This window comes from Faecalibacterium sp. An122, from assembly GCF_002160895.1.
Lineage (GTDB): Bacteria > Bacillota > Clostridia > Oscillospirales > Ruminococcaceae > Faecalibacterium.
Map to the genome: position 1 here is coordinate 70596 of NZ_NFLL01000008.1, position 18103 is coordinate 88698.

At 64.6% G+C, this 18103-nt stretch carries 12 protein-coding genes and 1 other RNA gene; 11 read left to right on the top strand and 2 right to left on the bottom strand.

Annotated features, from left to right (window positions below; translation table 11 throughout):
• Positions 1-3: 3 nt before the first annotated feature.
• Positions 4-1866, bottom strand: coding sequence for a peptidoglycan DD-metalloendopeptidase family protein (locus B5E67_RS07375; RefSeq protein WP_087384410.1), 1863 nt, complete (start codon positions 1864-1866; stop codon positions 4-6).
• A 263-nt stretch (positions 1867-2129) separates the two neighbouring features.
• Positions 2130-3038, bottom strand: a complete 909-nt coding sequence (locus B5E67_RS07380; RefSeq protein WP_087384413.1) for an RluA family pseudouridine synthase — start codon at positions 3036-3038, stop codon at positions 2130-2132.
• 102 nt (positions 3039-3140) lie between these two features.
• Here B5E67_RS07380 and rnpB point away from each other — a divergent pair.
• The 11 genes from rnpB to recJ all read left to right on the top strand — a co-directional run bounded on the left by rnpB (position 3141) and on the right by recJ (position 18103).
• Positions 3141-3480, top strand: an RNA gene (rnpB, locus tag B5E67_RS07385) — RNase P RNA component class A.
• A gap of 165 nt (positions 3481-3645) precedes the next feature.
• Complete coding sequence (locus tag B5E67_RS07390; RefSeq protein ID WP_087384417.1) at positions 3646-5568, top strand: NAD(+) synthase; 1923 nt, start codon at positions 3646-3648, stop codon at positions 5566-5568.
• Between the two features lie 9 nt (positions 5569-5577).
• Positions 5578-5934: a NusG domain II-containing protein gene (locus B5E67_RS07395; RefSeq protein WP_087246242.1), complete on the top strand. Its 357-nt coding sequence runs from the start codon at positions 5578-5580 to the stop codon at positions 5932-5934.
• Positions 5935-5954: 20 nt separating this feature from the next.
• Positions 5955-7385 carry an LCP family protein gene (locus B5E67_RS07400; RefSeq protein WP_087384420.1) on the top strand — a complete coding sequence of 477 codons (1431 nt, stop codon included), beginning with the start codon at positions 5955-5957 and terminating at the stop codon, positions 7383-7385.
• A 196-nt stretch (positions 7386-7581) separates the two neighbouring features.
• Entirely contained in the window at positions 7582-9264 is a 1683-nt protein-coding gene (locus tag B5E67_RS07405; RefSeq protein WP_087246244.1) for a phospho-sugar mutase, read from the top strand.
• Between the two features lie 324 nt (positions 9265-9588).
• Positions 9589-10755: a 2-C-methyl-D-erythritol 2,4-cyclodiphosphate synthase gene (ispF, locus tag B5E67_RS07410; RefSeq protein ID WP_087384424.1), complete on the top strand. Its 1167-nt coding sequence runs from the start codon at positions 9589-9591 to the stop codon at positions 10753-10755.
• Between the two features lie 15 nt (positions 10756-10770).
• A complete protein-coding gene (cdaA, locus tag B5E67_RS07415) occupies positions 10771-11664 on the top strand; it encodes a diadenylate cyclase CdaA (RefSeq protein ID WP_087384427.1) in 894 nt (297 codons plus the stop codon).
• Positions 11661-12959, top strand: coding sequence for a CdaR family protein (locus B5E67_RS07420; protein ID WP_087246247.1), 1299 nt, complete (start codon positions 11661-11663; stop codon positions 12957-12959). Before cdaA ends, B5E67_RS07420 begins: the two co-directional genes overlap by 4 nt.
• Positions 12960-12997: 38 nt before the next feature.
• The gene (locus B5E67_RS07425) at positions 12998-14593 is read left to right on the top strand and encodes an FAD-dependent protein (protein WP_087384430.1); all 1596 of its coding nucleotides are present in this window, start codon (positions 12998-13000) and stop codon (positions 14591-14593) included.
• A 10-nt stretch (positions 14594-14603) separates the two neighbouring features.
• Positions 14604-15971, top strand: a complete 1368-nt coding sequence (locus tag B5E67_RS07430; protein ID WP_087384433.1) for a 5-bromo-4-chloroindolyl phosphate hydrolysis family protein — start codon at positions 14604-14606, stop codon at positions 15969-15971.
• Positions 15968-18103: a single-stranded-DNA-specific exonuclease RecJ gene (gene recJ, locus B5E67_RS07435; protein WP_087384436.1), complete on the top strand. Its 2136-nt coding sequence runs from the start codon at positions 15968-15970 to the stop codon at positions 18101-18103. Before B5E67_RS07430 ends, recJ begins: the two co-directional genes overlap by 4 nt.

Consider the following 18103-nt stretch of genomic DNA (forward strand, 5'->3'; position numbering starts at 1 on the left):
CCTTTATTTGTTGAAGTAATTCTGAGGCGGCAGGTAACGGCCGTTGTAACGGATCTCAAAGTGGCAGTGGTTGCCGCTGGAACGGCCGGTCGAGCCGACGTAACCAATCAGCTGGCCCTGGCTGACCGCCTGGCCGGCGCTGACGGTCAGGGACAGGCAGTGGGCGTAAACGGTGCTGTAGCCGTTGCCGTGGTTGATGATGATGGAGTAGCCGTAGCCGCTGCCGGCGCCGTTCCGCTCGTAGCCGGCCTTGCTGATGACGCCGCTGGCGGAAGCGTAGATGGGAGTGCCGGCGGGGGCGCAGATGTCCACGCCCTTGTGGCTGCTGGAATACCAGCGGGAACAATAGGTGTACTGGGGCACCGGCCAGATGAAGGTGCCGTTGCCCACCTGGGCGACGCTGCCGCTGGGCAGCTTGGTGCCCACCACGATCTCCCGGTTGACCGGCTCCTTGGTGACCTCGCTGCTGACGATGGTCTGTTCCAGCAGGTTGCCCTCGGTGTCGTAGACGTTCTCGGCGGTGATGGTGCGGATGCCGTTTTCACCCTCCTGTACTGTGTGGGTGGTGCCGAAGGCGTATTCGCTGGACTGGGTTTTCTGGGTGGAGAAGGGGATCTCCTCAGTCCAGGTGACGGTCCGGGTGATCTGGACCTCCAGCATGGCCTCCTCCCGGGTGACGATCAGCTCGTCGCCGGGGAAGATGGCGGTATCGGTGGTGATGTTGTTGAGCTCGCACAGCTCTGCGGTGGTAAGGTTGTTCTTGGTGGCAATCAGGCTGATGCTATCGCCCTGCTGCACGGTGTAGACCCGCTCGGCCTGGCGCACGCCCGACAGCAGGGACACCACATCGGCGTAATCCTTGAAACTGTCAGTGAAATACAGCCCGTCCTCCAGGGTGACGGTCCGGTTGAAGCTGACCACGGCGGTGGGGTCTGCGTCATCCTGATAGGCCGAGAGCATCCCGTCCAGGTACAGCTCCAGCTGGTCGCCCTCGGCGCAGACGGCGGTCAGTTCCCCGTCCAGATAGAGGGCGGTGCCCTCGCTGATCTCGTCGCTGACGGCGGACAGGATGGCGTCGGCCATCTGGCTTTCGTCCAGCACCTCGGTGGAAATAGCCAGCCGGTAGGTGGGCTCGATGGTCAGCTCGGCTTCGCCGGAGGTGCCGGCGTAGTTGACGCGCTGGAGCACGTCCTCACGGGCTGAGTCAAAGGTATCTTCGTTGGCCACATGGCCCACCGTGACGCCGTTGACGTCCACGGCCAGGGTGTAGGGGCTGCCCACCATGACCTGGACCACCGTCAGCAGGACGGCCAGAGAGCCCAGGGGCAGCAGGTACACCACCATCCGGGGCAGCAGGCCTGCATAGCGGACCGCACCGCGGCCTAAGTACTGAAGGTCGGCCACAATGCCGGCCCAGAATCCTTTTTCACGGCGGACGTTGGTGCCGTGAACCCAGATGTTGCGCACACCGCGGCAGAGCACATACAGAGGCTCAAACAGCTCCCGCAGCACCGTCCGGGCGCCGGGGAAAGCGGTGTCGGCCACATCCTGCCACGCCCGCAGAAAGGCGGCGGACAGCCAGATGGCGGCGGATTCAATGACCCGCCCGGCCTGGATCATGCTGTATTCGCCGGCGAAGCCCAGAGAATACAGAAAGTCGCCGGCCTGCCGGGCCAGCGGGAAACGGCTGAGGAAGGCGCCGAAGCCCTCCATGCGGCGGCGGGTCCGGGCGCGGAAATGGTGGCGGCGCAGCAGGCTGCTGCACTGCACCCGGGCCCAGAATGCCCGCAGTTTTTCTTTTGTTGTCAGGGGAGGCGGGGCGCTCGGCTGAACGTCCTGCGGCTCCTTGATTTTATCGTCAATCAAAAGAGTGGTTCTCCTTCCGGTGGGATTGGATGCATCTATACAAAAGTGAAGGCATATCGCATCAAAAGCCCGGCGGCGGCGGGGATCGGGACAGGGCAGAAAGCCTGTCCGGCCCCGCCCCGCAGCGGGGCGCGGAACGCGCAAAAAATACAGCCCGGCCAGACCAGCGGCTGCCGGACCGTACGTTCTTAACTAAATTATACACCGTGCAGGCCCTGAGGCAAGGTTTTGCACAGAATTTGGATGAAGCTTTCACCGACTTTTCACGAAAATAACGCAATTATGTCGGCGGGCAGTGGGCTTTCCACTGTGACGGGGGAGAGCCGCAGGGGCATGTCGATCCAAAAGCCGTCGGGCATGGGATGTCCCTCCGGCACCAGGAACCGCTGCCGGCCGCAGTGGAGGGCCTGACGCCCGATCCGGTCCCGGTGCCCGCCGTACAGGTCGTCCCCGGCCAGGGGATGGCCGATGGAGGCGAAGTGGACCCGGATCTGATGGGTGCGCCCGGTGACCGGGACGCAGGCCGCCAGGCTGAGGCCCTTTTCCGCCTTTATAATGGTATATTCGGTGCGGCTGGGCTTGCCGTCGGGGGTGACGCACCGGCCGATGATGCTGTCGCCCCGGCGGCCGATGGGGGCGTCGATGACCCCCGGGCCCAGGGGCAGCTCGCCCTCGGCCACCGCATAATAGAGCTTGTCCACGTTTTGGGCCAGCAGGGGAGCGGCGTAACTGGTCTGGGCCGCCAGCACCAGGCCGCTGGTGTCCTTGTCGATTCGGTTCACCGGCCGAAAGACCGGGCTGCGGCCGGCGGCCTGCCGCAGGGCGGCGTAGCCGTTGGCCAGGGTGCCGCCGGGATAGTTGAGGGTGGGGTGGACCGCAATGCCGGCGGGCTTGTCCAGCACCACCGCGAAAAAGTCCTCGTAAACCGTCCGCACCGGGATGTCCGGCTGGGGCTCACAGCCGCCCTCCTCCTCGGGAAAGGCGAAGGACACCACCTGACCCGGAAAGACCCGCTGGTTGGCCAGAACCGGTTTGCCGTCGGCCCAAAAGCCGCTGCCACGGAACTTCACCGCCCGCAGCAGATCGGTGGACAGGCGGCACTCCCGCAGAAAGCTGCGGAGCAGGACCCCCTCGGGCCCGGCCTGCGGGGGAACAGGGAAATACAGCCGCATGGCCTGGGGCCTCCTTTCCGGGCTGAAATGTCATATAAGTATAACAAAAAATCCCAAGACTTGCAAATGACGCCGGATTATGGTATCATGTAGCGTGGAAAACGAGTGGAACATACGGCGGCGGGGCGGCTTGACCGCTCTGAGGAAAGTCCGGGCTTCACAGAGCACGGTAACTGCTAACGGCAGCCGGGGGTGACCCCAGGGAAAGTGCAACAGAAAGGAAACCGCCGCACCTTTGTGCGGTAAGGATGAAAGGGCGAGGTAAGAGCTCACCAGCGGATGGGTGACCATTCGGCTTTGTAAACCCTACCGGAAGCAACGCCTATATGGGACGTACAAGCGCTGCTCGCGTGTCCTGAAGGCGGCACGAGCCCGTCAGCAATGGCGGGCCTAGACAGATCGTCGTTTAATACAGAACCCGGCTTACGGTCTATCTCGTTTTCCACCTGAGACGTTTTGGGGGCCTGCTTTGGACAGCAGGCCTCCTTTTTCTGCGATTTTAACAGTTTGTTTCTTTTCGTTTTGGTGAAAATGTGCTATACTAAAGCCGATCCATGCTCTTTGGAGCGTCAAATGCTGGTGTAAAATTGGACAGGATGTGTCTTGTATGAAGGATGGTTTTCTGAAAGCAGCGGCCCTTTCCCCCGCGCTGCGGGTGGCGGACTGCGCCTATAACGCCGGGCAGATTGTCTCGGCCCTCAACGACTGCGCACGGCGCGGGGTCAAGCTGGCGGTGCTGCCCGAGCTGGCCCTCACCGGGTATACCTGCGGGGATTTGTTCTTCCAGCAGGCGCTGCAGCAGGCGGCCCTGGCCGGGCTGGAGGAGATCCTCCGGGCCAGCGAAGGGCTGGACCTGGTGGCTCTGGTGGGCCTGCCCCTGATGGTGAACGGCAAGCTGTATAACTGCGCCGCCGTGGTCTGCCGCGGCCGGCTGCTGGGCATCGTCCCCAAGACCTGCCTGCCCAACTACGGTGAATTCTACGAAAAGCGCCACTTTGCCCCCGGCAGCAAGACCGTCCGCACCGTGACGGTCTGCGGCCAGGAGACCCTGTTCGGCACCTCGCTGCTGTTTGCCTGCCGCCAGATGCCCGAGTTTGTGCTGGGCGTGGAGCTGTGTGAGGATCTGTGGAGCGTTCTGCCCCCCTCCACCTTCCACGCCATGGCGGGCGCCACCGTCATCGCCAACCTGTCCGCCAGCGACGAAACCGTCGGGAAGGCGGAGTATCGCCGGGATCTGGTGAGCAACCAGTCGGCCCGGCTGCTGTGCGGCTATCTGTACGCCTCCGCCGGCCACGGCGAGAGCACTCAGGACATGGTCTTTGCCGGCCACAATCTGATCGCCGAGAACGGCGCCCTTCTGGCCGAGTCCCAGCCCTTTGGGGGCGGGGGCGCCGAGACCGAGCTGGACTGCGCCCGGATGCTGGCCGAGCGGGCCCGCAACACCAGTTTTGTCCCCTCCGAGGAGGGCTATCAGACCGTGTCCTTTGACCTGGAGGTCACCGATACCGTCCTGACCCGGCGGATTGATCCGGCTCCCTTTGTGCCGGGCGATCCCCTCCGCCGCGCCCAGCGGTGCGAGCTGATCCTGCGGATGCAGGCCGACGGCCTGGCCAAGCGGATCGAGCACACCCACGCCAAAACGGCGGTCATCGGCATTTCAGGCGGCCTGGACAGCTGCCTGGCCCTGCTGGTGGCGGCCCGTGCCATGCGCCAGCTGGGCCGTCCCGCCGCCGACGTGCTGGCGGTGACCATGCCCTGTTTCGGCACCACCAGGCGGACCCGCAGCAACGCCGAAATCCTCTGCCAGGAGCTGGGGGTGTCCTTCCGGGAGGTCAACATCACCAACACCGTCCGCAGCCACTTTGCGGACATCGGCCACGACGGCCAGACCCCCGACGTCACCTTTGAAAACAGCCAGGCCCGGGTCCGCACCCTGGAACTGATGGACATTGCCAACCTGCACGGGGGCTTTGTGGTGGGCACCGGCGACCTGTCCGAGCTGGCTCTGGGCTGGGCCACCTACAACGGCGACCACATGAGCATGTACGGCGTCAACGCCGGCGTCCCCAAGACCCTGGTGCGCCACCTGGTCCAGTACGAGGCCGACACCGCATCCAGCGAGGAACTGCGCCGGGTGCTGGTGGATATTCTGGACACCCCCGTCTCGCCCGAGCTGCTGCCCGCCAAGGATGGGGAGATCGCCCAGCGCACCGAGGAGCTGGTGGGCCCCTATGAGCTCCACGACTTCTGTTTGTATTACGTCCTGCGGTTCGGCTTTGGCCCCCGGAAGATCTTCCGTCTGGCACAGGCCGCCTTTGCGGGCCGGCCCGAGTACCCCGACGCGGTGCTGTACAAGTGGCTGCGCAGCTTCTACTGGCGGTTCTTCGCCCAGCAGTTCAAGCGCAGCTGCCTGCCCGACGGCCCCAAGGTGGGCAGCGTCACCCTGTCTCCCCGCGGCGACTGGCGGATGCCCAGCGACGCCTCGGCGGCGGCCTGGCTGGCCCAGCTGGAGGAGCTGAACATCCAGTAAGGAGTGTCTATGCAGCACAAAAAACTGCTTGTGAATCTTTTGTTTGCGGCGGTGATCCTGGCCGCGGCGGCCGCACTGTTTCTGCTGCGGGACGCCGGCAAGGACCCCGAACGCCCGCTGAAAGCCCAGCTGGTCTACGGCGACGACAGCACCGTTCTGGACCTGCCGCTGGACGTAAACCAGCGATACGACGTGGATACCGGTTATCTCACCGTCCACATTGAAATCAAGGACGGGGCGGCCCGCTTTGTGGATTCGCCCTGCCCCGACCATGTCTGCGAGGGGTATGGCTGGCTGACCCTGGAGGATCAGACCGCCACCTGCCTGCCCGCCCGCGCCGTGCTGACCCTTGTGCCGGCCGGCTGATGCAAAGGAGCTTGAACCCTATGGACTTTGACTTTGAGCCGGAGGAGCGCTCGTCCGGTACATCGCGGCATCAGCCGCAGAAGATCCGGCGCAGCGACGAGAAGTCGGCTGCCGATCCGGTGACGGTGGACAGCCGGGACTTTTTCCAGCCCAGCCAGGAGCCGCCCGCTCCGCCGCCTTCTGCGCCGTCCCATGCGGCCCACACGGCCCATGCGGGCCGCGGGACCCGTCCGGCCCGCACCAACGCCCGCACGGCCGCCAAAGCGTCCGAACATTCACCCATCCGAGGCTTACTTATGCTGATCCTGTTCCTGCAGGCAGTCCTGAGCGCGGCAGCTCTCGTGCAGCTGTACCGCACCAAGATGCTGCCCGTCTATTACCTGGCGGTTCTGGCCGCTTTGCTGGTTTTGGTCTGGCTGCTGGTCTACAAGTGCCAGCGGTACAAGGTGCGGGGGTTCCTGACCCGGGCTCTGTCCCTGGTGCTCAGCGCCGCCATGGCGGTGGGCTGCGTCTGGGCCCAGCAGGGCCTGGACGCCCTGGACAAGGTCACCATCGGGGATGAAACCATCACCGACTATGAGGCCATGGCCATCACCACCGAACCCTTTGTGGTCTACCTCAGCGGCGTGGACACCCGGGGCGACCTGACCGATAACGCCCGCAGCGACGTGAATATTCTGGCGGCGGTCAACCCCCTGACCAAGCGGGTGGCCCTGGTGAACACCCCCCGGGACTACTACGTGGACCTGGCCGGCACCGACAGCAAGGACAAGCTGACCCACGCCGGCCTCTACGGCGTGGAAACCTCCATGGAGACCCTGGGCGGCCTCTACGGGGTGCCAGTGGACCACTATGTGCGGATCAACTTCGCCGGGTTCATTGATGTGGTGGACGCTCTGGGCGGCATCGACGTCTATTCCGACTACACCTTTACCTCGGTGGGCAGCCCCGGCTATTACAATCCCACCGACTTTGTGGAGGGCTGGAACCATCTGGACGGCGCCGCCGCCCTGGCCTTTGCCCGGGAGCGCCACGCATTCCCCACCGGCGACATCCAGCGCGGCATTAACCAGATGAAGGTCATCGAGGCCATGCTGAACAAGATCAAGAGCCCTGCCATCCTCACCAGCTACAGCCGCCTGCTGGCGGCGGTGTCGGACAACTTTGTCACCAGCCTGTCCTCCAACCAGATCACCGCCCTGGTGCGGATGCAGCTGTCCGACTTTGCCGTGTGGGACATCGAGAGCTATACCGTCACCGGCAGCAGCTCCTCCAGCACCCACTGCTACTCGGCTCAGGGCCAGAAGCTGTATGTCATGATGCCCGACGAGGAATCGGTGGCCGGCGCCCAGACGCTGCTCCAGTCGGTCCTCAGCGGCGAGCCGGCCCCCTCGGCCGACAGCGCCGCCTCCGGCGAGGCTTCCAGCGAAGCCGCCAGCGAGACGGAATAAAACCACAGGATTTCATCTTATCGTGCAGTGCCGGATGGCACTGCACATTTTTTGTGCCTTTTGCTGGTTTTGCGGGATACATCTTGTTGCATATTATAGAATTGACATACTTGTCCCGGTGGCATAAACTATAAGTATAGTCACGAAGATAGGGGCAGTATGCCCTGCGAAAAAAAGCAAAGGTAAGGTGTTCACAATGTATCTGGATGAATACAAGCGCTGGATGGCGGCCGACCTGGAGGACGCCGATCTCAAGCCTGAACTGGCAAAAATCGAGGGAAATGATGCAGAGATCAAGGACCGCTTTGCTGTTGCGCTGAAGTTCGGCACCGCCGGCCTGCGCGGCGTGCTGGGCGCCGGCACCAACCGGATGAATATCTACGTTGTCCGTCAGGCTACCCAGGGCCTGGCCAACTGGGTCAAGACCCAGGGCGGCACCCAGACCGTGGCCATCAGCTACGACAGCCGCCTCAAGAGCGATATCTTTGCCAAGACGGCCGCCGGCGTTCTGGCTGCCAACGGCATCAAGGTCCGGATTTACGACGCTCTGATGCCGGTTCCGGCCCTGAGCTTCGCCACCCGCTACTACAACTGCAACGCGGGCATCATGGTCACCGCTTCCCACAACCCCGCCAAGTACAACGGCTACAAGGCCTACGGCCCCGACGGCTGCCAGATGACCGATGACGCCGCCGCCATCGTCTACGACGAGATCCAGAAGACCGACGTGCTCACCGGCGCCAAGTACATCTCCTTCGCCGAGGGCGTCGAGCAGGGCCTGATCCGCTTTGTGGGCGACGACTGCAAGAACGCCCTGTACGAGGCCATCGAGGCCCGTCAGGTCCGTCCCGGCCTGTGCAAGACCGCCGGCCTGAAGCTGGTCTACAGCCCCCTGAACGGTTCCGGCCTGGTGCCCGTCACCCACGTGCTGAACGACATGGGTATCACCGATATCACCATCGTTCCCGAGCAGGAGTACCCCAACGGCTACTTCACCACCTGCTCCTACCCCAACCCTGAGATCTTCGACGCCCTGAAGCTGGGCCTGGAGCTGGCTGAGAAGTCCGGCGCCGACCTGATGCTGGCCACCGACCCCGACGCCGACCGCGTGGGCATCGCCATGAAGTGCCCCGACGGCAGCTATGAGCTGGTGAGCGGCAACGAGATGGGCGCTCTGCTGCTGGACTACATCTGCGCCGGCCGCATCGAGAAGGGCACCATGCCCGCCAACCCCGTGGCGGTCAAGTCCATCGTCTCCACCCCGCTGGCCGATGCCATCGCCGCCCACTACGGCGTCGAGATGCGCAGCGTCCTGACCGGCTTCAAGTGGATCGGCGACCAGATCGCCAACCTGGAGGCCGCCGGCGAAGTGGACCGCTTCATCTTCGGCTTCGAGGAGAGCTACGGCTACCTGGCTGGTCCCTACGTCCGCGACAAGGACGCCGTCATCGGCTCCATGCTGATCTGCGAGATGGCTGCTTACTACCGCAGCATCGGTTCCTCCATCAAGCAGCGCCTGGAGGAGATCTACAAGGAGTACGGCCGCTACCTGAACAAGGTGGACAGCTACGAATTCCCCGGCCTGACCGGTATGGACAAGATGGCCGGCATCATGAAGGAACTGCGGGAGAATCCCCCCGCTGAGTTCGCCGGCCACAAGGTGGTCAAGGTCACCGACTACGAGAAACCCGAGGAGACTGGCCTGCCCGCAGCCAACGTCCTGATCTACACTCTGGAAGGCGGCGCCACCGTCGTGGTGCGTCCCTCCGGCACCGAGCCCAAGATCAAGACCTACTTCACCACCCTCGGCAAGGACCTGGCCGAGGCACAGGCCCAGAAAGACGCTCTGGCTGCCGCTCTCCAGCCCCTGCTCGCCTAAAACATTGGACGGCACCACCGCATTGAACAAAAGTTGAAAGCAGCGCACGGATGAAAGTCCGTGCGCTGTTTTTGCTGCAGGGGGCAAAAAGGGCCCCGGCCGGGGGATTATCCCACTGTGGAAGCGGGTTTTTCGGCACCGGGAGCAAAAGTGTAAAAAAATGGAAATTCCCCGCCCCGGCCGGCGGGGATCTTTTGTTTTGTGCGCGGGGCTGAAACAGTTGCAGTTTACAAGTCGATGCGTTATAATAATAATCGGATTTTTGTAGGATATACTGGACCTTTGCGCATTTGGCAGGCCAGTAACAAGGATGAGGACAGACAAATGAAAAAGAAAGCTTCCGCCGTGATACTGGCAGCAGGCTCCTCCAGCCGGATGGGCTTTGATAAACTTGCTTTTGACCTGGGGGGCGAGACGGTTTTGGGCCGCAGCCTCCGGGCGTTTGATGCGTGTCCCCAAATCAGCGAGATCATCCTTGTGACCGGGGCCGACCCGACTCTGGCCAAACAGGAGGCCGCCCGCTGTCACAAGCCGGTGCGGCTGGTGTCGGGCGGGTCCACCCGGGCCGAGAGCGCCCGCAACGGCGTGCTGGCGGCGGTGAAGGAGCTGGTGGCCATCCATGACGCGGCCCGGCCCTTTGTGAGCCAGCAGGTCATCGAGGCGGCCCTGAACGGCGCCGAAGGCTGGGGCGCCGCGGCGCCCGCAGTGCCGGTGAAGGACACCATCAAGTGCGGCACCCCCGGGGATGGACGAACCGTCCCGGCCCAGTGCCTGGTGAGCCTGACCCCCGACCGGTCCAGCCTGTACGCCATCCAGACTCCCCAGTGCTTTGACCGGGATACATACCTGCGGGTCACCGAACAGCTGGACCCCCAGAAAGCCCGTCTGGTCACCGACGACGCCAGCCTGTTTGAGCTGTCGGGGCTGCCGGTGCGGCTGACCCAGGGAGACTACGCCAACTACAAGATTACAACCCGGGAGGACCTGCCCGGCGCCCCGATGCAAGGAGAGACCAAGATGCGTATTGGACATGGTTATGACGTGCACCGCCTGGTGGAGGACCGCCCCCTGATTCTGGGCGGCGTCAACGTGCCCTTTGAAAAGGGCCTGCTGGGCCATTCGGACGCCGACGTCCTGACCCACGCCGTCATGGATGCGGTGCTGGGCGCGGCGGCGCTGGGGGACATCGGCCAGCACTTCCCCGACAATGACCCCGCCTATGCCGGGGCCGACAGCCTGGCGCTGGCACGGGCGGTGGCCGCCCTGGTGGAAAAGGCCGGCTGGAAGGTGGGCAACATCGACGCCACCATCCTCTGCCAGCGGCCCAAGCTGGCCCCCCATATCCCCGCCATGCGCCAGAATCTGGCGGCAGCCTTTGGCCTGCCGGTGGATGCGGTGAGCGTCAAGGCCACCACCGAGGAACATCTCGGCTTTACCGGGGAGGGGCTGGGCATTGCCGCCCACGCCGTCGCCTTGATTCAGCCCCGCTGACAGGAGTGATAACCAATGAACTGGAGTTCCATCATCGCAAACTTTCAAACCTTTAATCTGGCCGACCTGCTGGATGTGCTGATCGTCACCTTTGTGATCTATCAGATTCTGGGCATCGTCAGCCGCACCCGCGCCGGCCAGCTGGCCCGGGGCGCTCTGGTGGTGGGCGTGATCTATGTGGTGGCCACCACCGCCAACATGCGCACCGTCACCTGGATTATGAATTCGCTGCTCCAGGTCGGTCTGCTGACCCTGGTGGTGGTCTTTCAGCCTGAGATCCGCCGCGCTCTGGAGCGGATGGGCCAGACCGACCAGTGGTTTTTGAAGTTCTTCCGGGTCCGCCATATGGACCCCGCCACCCGCGGCAGCTGGCGCAGCGCCATCATTGCCATCTGCGACGCCGCCGAGCGGTTTTCCGAGACCAAGACCGGCGCCCTGATCGTGCTGGAGCGCCGCACCGACCTGGCGGAAATCGAGCGCACCGGCACCCCGGTGGACTGTGAGGTCAACCCCGAGATCCTGGGCACCATCTTCTACGAGGGCACCCCCCTCCACGACGGCGCCGCCATCATTGAGGATGGCCGCATCAAGGCGGCGGGCTGCGTGCTGCCCCTGTCCAACAACCTGGATCTGGGCAAGGATATGGGCACCCGGCACCGGGCCTGCCTGGGCATTGCCGAAAACTCCGACGCCATCGCCATTGTGGTGAGCGAGGAGACCGGCATCATCTCGATGGCCAAAAACGGCGTCCTGATCCGCCACTTTGACCGCCAGACCCTCTACACCCGTCTGGTGGACGAGATGATCCCCAAGGAAGCCGCTGCCGACCGCAGCAAGGGGTTTGATACCTTCAAGGGACAGGTTCTGTCCCTGATGGACTGGAGAAAGAAGGAGGGAGAGGGGAAATGAATCCGATCAAAAAGCCGTTCCGCGCCGACGGAGGGCAGAACCGTTCCCTTCTGGAGGACCGCCGGGTCCGGCTGGGCATTGCCTTTCTGGTGGCGCTCCTCATGTGGGTGGCCGTCACCACCGTGGTCAAGCCCAACACCACCATCGTGAAAAAAGGCGTGCCGGTGGACTATACCTATGAGTCCAGCGTCTATACCTCCCGGGGCCTCAGCATTGTGGAGGCACCCGAGCGCACCGTGGACCTGACCATCTCGGGCGACGGCTACACCATCGGCGACCTGACCCAGGAGGACTTTGTGGTCTATCCCGACTACTCCTCGGTCCGCTCCAGCGGCACCAAGAACCTCCAGCTGCGGGTCCGGTGCGTCAATACCGCTGTGGCCAGCAACATTTCGGTGTCCATCGCCGACGCCGACAATACGGTGGACGTGGTGTTCGACGTGGTGGAGGAAAAGACCCTCCCCATCCAGGTGAATACCCGCTACCTGACCATTGAGGATGGCTACATCCTCTACAGCACCGCCGCCTCCAATGAGACGGTGACCCTGACCGGTCCGTCCAGCGAGCTGGCGGACGTGGCATCCTGCACCGCCGAGGTCAGCTACAGCGACATCCTCAGCGACAGCGTCACGGTGAACACCAACCTTCGTTTCTACAACGAGAACGGCCACGAGCTGGAGTTCAACTACGTCACCGCCGACCATGAGACGGTGGACGTCACCCTGACGGTGTACAAGACGGCGACCCTGCCCATCAATGTGCGGTTTGTGAATACGCCCCCCAACTTTGACGACTCGGTGCTGATTTATTCCCTCAGCCAGACCGAGCTGCGGGTGGCGGGCCCGGCCGACACGGTGGAGAACCTCTCCGAGCTGGCAGTGGGCACCATCGACCTGTCCACCTTTGCGCTGGACAAGGTCTACGAAATGCCCATCACCCTGCCCTCGGGCCTTGTCTCTCTGGACAACGTGGACACCGTCACCGTCAGCTTCAACTGCAGCGCCATGGCCACCAAGACTTTGAACATCCCGGCCGACAACATTGAGGTGGTCAACCTGCCCTCCACCTATCAGCTGACGGTGGAGACCGAGCGGCTGATGAATGTGACTCTCTGCGGCCCGGCCTCGGTGCTGGAAGGCCTCACCGCCGACCAGGTGGTGGCGCAGATCGACGCCGACGACTTCGCGGTGTCCCTGGGACAGCAGAACATCGCCTGCAGCATCTACGTCCCGGCGGACGGACGGGTCTTTGCCCTGGGCAGCTATACCGTCCAGTGCCGGATTCAGAGCAACTGAACAGTCCAACACTATAAGAGAAACGGAAACACAAGCACATGATCCTGGTTCGAGATATCCGCCTGCCCCTCTCCGCCGGAGAGGAGCAGGCCCGTGCCCAGGCGCTGCACCTGCTGCGCCTGCCCCAGAGCAAGGTCCGGCAGATGGGGGTGGCCCGCCTGTCGGTGGACGCCCGCCACGGCCGGCCCAAGCTCGTCTATACCATTGCAGTAACGCTCAAAGATGAGGGTGAGGAACCTGCCTATGCAGGGGCCTTGCCCTGCGTTGCTTTGCGCCAGGAGGCGCAGCTGGTGCTGACTCCCGGCGCCCAGACCCTGAAAACCCGGCCGGTGGTCTGCGGCCTGGGGCCTGCGGGGCTGTTTGCAGCCCTGGCCCTGGCCCAGCAGGGGTTTGCCCCCATTGTCCTGGAGCGGGGCCCCGCTCTGGAAGACCGGGTCCGGGCGGTGGAACACTTCTCCGCCACCGGTGAGCTGGACGAAAACGCCAACATTCAGTTTGGCGAGGGCGGCGCCGGCACCTTTTCGGACGGCAAGCTCACCACCCGCATCGGGGACCCCCTGTGCGATTACGTCACCCGGGTCTTTCTGGCCCACGGTGCGCCGGTGGAAATCGCCTGGCAGCAGAAGCCCCATGTGGGCACCGACCTGCTGCGGGGCGTCATCACCTCCATCCGCAAGGAGATTGAGGCCCTGGGGGGCGAAGTGCGGTTCAATACCGCCCTCACCGGCCTGCACACCCGCAACGGTGTCCTGACCGGCATCGACACCACCGTAGGGCCTCTGCCCTGTGAGGCGCTGGTGCTGGCGGTGGGACATTCCGCCCGGGATACCTTCGAGGCCCTGATGGACGGAGGCCTGACCTTCACCTGCAAGCCCTTCAGCGTGGGCTTCCGGGCCGAGCACCTGCAGAGCGAAATCGAAAAGAGCCTCTACCACGACGCCGCAGGCCATCCAGCCCTGCCCCGCGGAGAGTATCAGCTATCCCAGCAGGTAAATGGACGGGGTGTTTATACGTTTTGTATGTGCCCCGGTGGCCAGGTGGTGGCGGCGGCCAGCGAGAGCGGCCGTGTGGTCACCAACGGCATGAGCTTCCATGCCCGGGCGGGCCGGAACGCCAACGCCGCGGTGGTGGCGGGGGTGGGCCCCGCCGACTTCGGGGACGATCCCCGGCGGGCCATCGCCTTCCAGCGGGAGCTGGAGGCCCGGGCCTATGCGGCCGGCCGGGCCGGCGGACCCTATGCGGCCCCGGCGGAAAACGTGGTCAGTTTTTTAGAGGGCCGGGGCGAGCTGAAAATCACCCGGGTCCAGCCCACCTACAATCGTGGCGTGGTGCCGGCGGATCTGGGCAGCCTGCTGCCGGCGGAGCTGACCGGGGCATTGCGGGCCGGTCTGCGGGCCTTTGACCGCAAGCTGGCGGGCTATACCGCCCCCGAGGCCATTCTCACCGGCCTCGAGACCCGGACTTCCAGCCCGGTGCGGCTGGTACGGGGCGAAACCTATGAGTGCACCCAGCTGGCAGGGCTGTACCCCTGCGGCGAGGGCGCAGGATATGCCGGCGGCATTATGAGCGCCGCGGTGGATGGCCTGCGGGTGGCTTCGGCTCTGGTGAGCCGGTATCACCCGGCGGGAGATTGAGGGAGAACGCATGGACGAGAAGGAACGGAAAAGAAAACAGGACGAGGATGCCATCCAGCAGGAGCTGGAACGGCAGCTGCGGGACCTGGGCGTGACGGTTTCGGACGCATTCCGCCAGGGGTTTCAGGACTACGGCGATGAGATCGGCCGCCAGGCCGCCGAAGTGGGCCGCAGCTTCACCCACCTGATGAACGACGTGGTGGGGGAGGTGGATGACGCCCTGCGGGACGCCTTCAACCTGGAGCGGGGGAATGCCCGCCGCCAGCACCGGGAGGAGCGCCGCCGCCGTCGGGAAGCGGCCCGGAATGGTTCGGCCTTTGAGGCGGAGCCCTACGATTATAGCGCCGACTTTGGGGGCCAGCCGGGCCGCGCCCGGACCCGGTGGGACAGCTATGCCCGCCCGGAGACCTCCGACCCCATCCCGGACTACGAAAAGACCATCCGCTGGAACGCCCGCAAGCGCTTTGGCATTGGTCTGGCCATGGTCATCTGCTTCGGCGTCCTGATTTTTGCGGGTTTTCTGGGCAGCCTGGGCTGTTTCATGGCCACCGATATGCTGTGGGAGGGGACCCTGGAATATACCGTGGTCCTGGCCACCGGCTTCGGCCTGATGGGCATCGGCATCGGTTCCATCGTGGGAACCGTGGTGGGCAGCGAGAACCTGGAAGCTTCCAAGCTGCTGAACCGCTGTGCCGACGCCTTTGCGGCCATGGACGTGTCCCAGGGGGTGTATCTGGACGACCTGGCGGGTCTGCTCCAGATGAAAAAGCGCAAGCTCCGCAAGCGGCTGCGGGAGCTGATCGAAAAGGGCTGGCTTGCGGGCTGGCTGGATGAAAAGGACGACTGCCTCTATCTGAGCGCCGCCGATTACCGGGCAGCCCATAACATTCCGCCCGCCCCGGCGGCGGAAAAGCAGCCCGAACCCGAAAAGCCGGCGGAGGAGCCGGCCCAGGGCCCCAAGACCCTTCACCTGGACACCGCACGGCGGTTTGCCCATGTGCTGGCCGAGGAGCGCCGGCTGATGACCGACCCCACCGCCGCCGACGAACTGGAAAAAATGCAGCAGACCACCGAGTCCATCTGCGCCTGGCTGGAGAGCCATCCCGAGAGCGCGCCCAAGGCCCGGCGGTTTGCGGAATATTATATCCCCACCACCCTCAAGCTGCTGCACACCTACAACGACGTGCAGGGCCAGAAGGGGGACAACGCCGAAGCCATCCGCCGGGACATTGGCGGAATCCTGCATACACTGAATACGGCGTACGAAAATCTCTATGACACCCTGTTGTCCGACGCAGCGCTGGACGTGTCCAGCGAGATTGCAGCCCTGGAGGGGATGCTGGCCAGCGACGGCCTCACGGGGGAGGGTCTGCGATGACCGGCCGCCCGTGGGAGCTCCGCACCCTGGACCGGGAGGCAGTGGCCGGCCTGCAGGAGGCCATTGCCGAGGAGCGGACCGAACAGCTGGAACAGGAGGCCGCCTTTGCGGGGGAGGAGTGGGACGACGCCAAACAGGCCTCGGTCTTTGCCCAGCAGATGAAGGAAGCCAGCCTGCTGGCGGGCCTGCTGGCCGCCCGGGGGTTCACCCAGCCGGAGGAGGCTCTGTCTTTCCTGGCGGGGGAGGACAGCCTCAGCGACCCCTTTTTGATGAAAGATATGGATAAGGCCTGTGCCCGCATCCGGCAGGCCTTGGAGCAGGGGGAGACCATCGTGGTCTACGGCGACTACGACGTGGACGGCGTGACGGCCACCTCCCTGCTGTACGAACAGCTCAAGGGTTTGGGCGGCGTGGTAAAATGCATGCTGCCCAGCCGGGAAGGGGACGGCTATGGCCTGTCCAAGCGGGCCATCGACCGGATCCACGAAAAGGGCTATACCCTGATCGTCACGGTGGACAACGGCATCTCGGCAGTGGAGGAGGCGGCCTATGCGGCCTCGCTGGGGATTGACCTGGTCATCACCGACCATCATCTGCCCCCCAGCACCCTGCCCGAGGCGGTGGCGGTGGTGGACCCCCGGCGGGAGGACGACCACAGCCCCTTCAAGGACTTGTGCGGCGCCGGCGTGGCCTTTAAGCTCTGCGCCGCCCTGGAGGACTGCATGCCCGAGGAGCTGCTGGAATTCTGCAGCGACCTGGCGGCCATCGGCACGGTGGCCGACGTCATGCCCCTGAACGGCGAAAACCGAACCATCGTGAAAGCCGGCCTCCAGATTCTGCAGCACACCGAGCGGCCCGGTCTGGCGGCTTTGCTGGAAGAAGTGGGCCTGGCGGGGAAGAACGTCACCGCCGACAACGTCAGTTTCGGCATCGCCCCCCGGCTCAACGCCGCCGGCCGGATGGACAGCGCCGCCACCGCCCTGCAGCTGGTCCTGTGTGAGGACCCGGACCGGGCGTCCTGCCTGGCCCATCATCTGAACGAAATCAACGCCCAGCGCCAGGAGACCGAACAGAAGATCGAGCGGGCCGTGGAAGAAATGCTGGCCGCCGAGCCCGACCGCACCGAGGACCGGGTGATGCTCCTGTGGGGCAGCGGCTGGCATCAGGGCGTTATCGGGATTGTGGCCTCCCGCCTGGTGGAAAAATACGGCCGCCCGGTGATGGTGGTGTCCATCGCCGAGAACGGCGAGGCCAAGGGCAGCGGCCGTAGCGTGCCGGGGTTCAACCTCCACAGATGCATCACCGCCTGTTCCGACCTGCTGATCCGCTTTGGCGGCCACGCCATGGCCGCCGGCCTGCTGGTGCGGGAAGAAAACCTGCCCGAGCTGCGCCGCCGGATGAACGAGTGGGCCGCCCGGGAGTGTCCTGTCATCCAGGCGCCGCCCCTGGTGTGCGACCTGTCCCTGCGGCTGGCCCGGGTGACGGTGGAAGAGATCCGGGCGGTGGAGCGGATGGCCCCCTTTGGGGCCGACAACCCGGCCCCCGTCTTTCTGCTGGAAAACGCCGTGGTGGAGGGGATCTACCCGGTGTCGGAGGGCAAACACAGCCGCCTGCGGCTCCATCAGGGAGGCGCGGGCCTGTACGCCGTCTGGTTCGGCATGGCCCCCGAGCGGGTGCCCTACCAGACCGGCGACGCAGTGGACGCCGCCCTCAGCCTGTCGGTGTATGAGGGAGCCCGGGGCGCCCAGATTTCGGGCCGCATCCTGGATCTGCACCCGGCGGGCCTGGGGCCCGACGCACCCCGGCAGGCGGCGCTGGTGGATGCGCTGCGGCGGGGGGCCAGCCTCTCGGCGGAGGAACGGCAGCTCATCTGCCCCTCCCGCGAGGAAGTGGCCGCCGTCTACCGCGAACTGAAAGCCCGGCGTTGGCACGCCGATGATCTGCAGCCCCTGTGCGCCCGGATGGGCACCGCCAGCACCGGCAAAACCCTGGTGGCGGTGACTGCCCTGAAACAGGTGGGCCTGGTGGAGGAGGCAGAGAGGGACGGCGTGCCCTATCTGGAGCTGGTGCGGGTGTCCGGGAAGAAAAACCTGGCCGATGCACCCATCCTGAAGTGTTTGGAGGAAAAGTAA

Coding starts and splice junctions, on each gene's coding strand:
- B5E67_RS07380 (WP_087384413.1), bottom strand. CDS start 3,038: ATGCGGCTGTATTTCCCTGTTCCCCCGCAGGCCGGGCCCGAGGGGGTC.
- B5E67_RS07390 (WP_087384417.1), top strand. CDS start 3,646: ATGAAGGATGGTTTTCTGAAAGCAGCGGCCCTTTCCCCCGCGCTGCGG.
- B5E67_RS07395 (WP_087246242.1), top strand. CDS start 5,578: ATGCAGCACAAAAAACTGCTTGTGAATCTTTTGTTTGCGGCGGTGATC.
- B5E67_RS07400 (WP_087384420.1), top strand. CDS start 5,955: ATGGACTTTGACTTTGAGCCGGAGGAGCGCTCGTCCGGTACATCGCGG.
- B5E67_RS07405 (WP_087246244.1), top strand. CDS start 7,582: ATGTATCTGGATGAATACAAGCGCTGGATGGCGGCCGACCTGGAGGAC.
- ispF (WP_087384424.1), top strand. CDS start 9,589: ATGAAAAAGAAAGCTTCCGCCGTGATACTGGCAGCAGGCTCCTCCAGC.
- cdaA (WP_087384427.1), top strand. CDS start 10,771: ATGAACTGGAGTTCCATCATCGCAAACTTTCAAACCTTTAATCTGGCC.
- B5E67_RS07420 (WP_087246247.1), top strand. CDS start 11,661: ATGAATCCGATCAAAAAGCCGTTCCGCGCCGACGGAGGGCAGAACCGT.
- B5E67_RS07425 (WP_087384430.1), top strand. CDS start 12,998: ATGATCCTGGTTCGAGATATCCGCCTGCCCCTCTCCGCCGGAGAGGAG.
- B5E67_RS07430 (WP_087384433.1), top strand. CDS start 14,604: ATGGACGAGAAGGAACGGAAAAGAAAACAGGACGAGGATGCCATCCAG.
- recJ (WP_087384436.1), top strand. CDS start 15,968: ATGACCGGCCGCCCGTGGGAGCTCCGCACCCTGGACCGGGAGGCAGTG.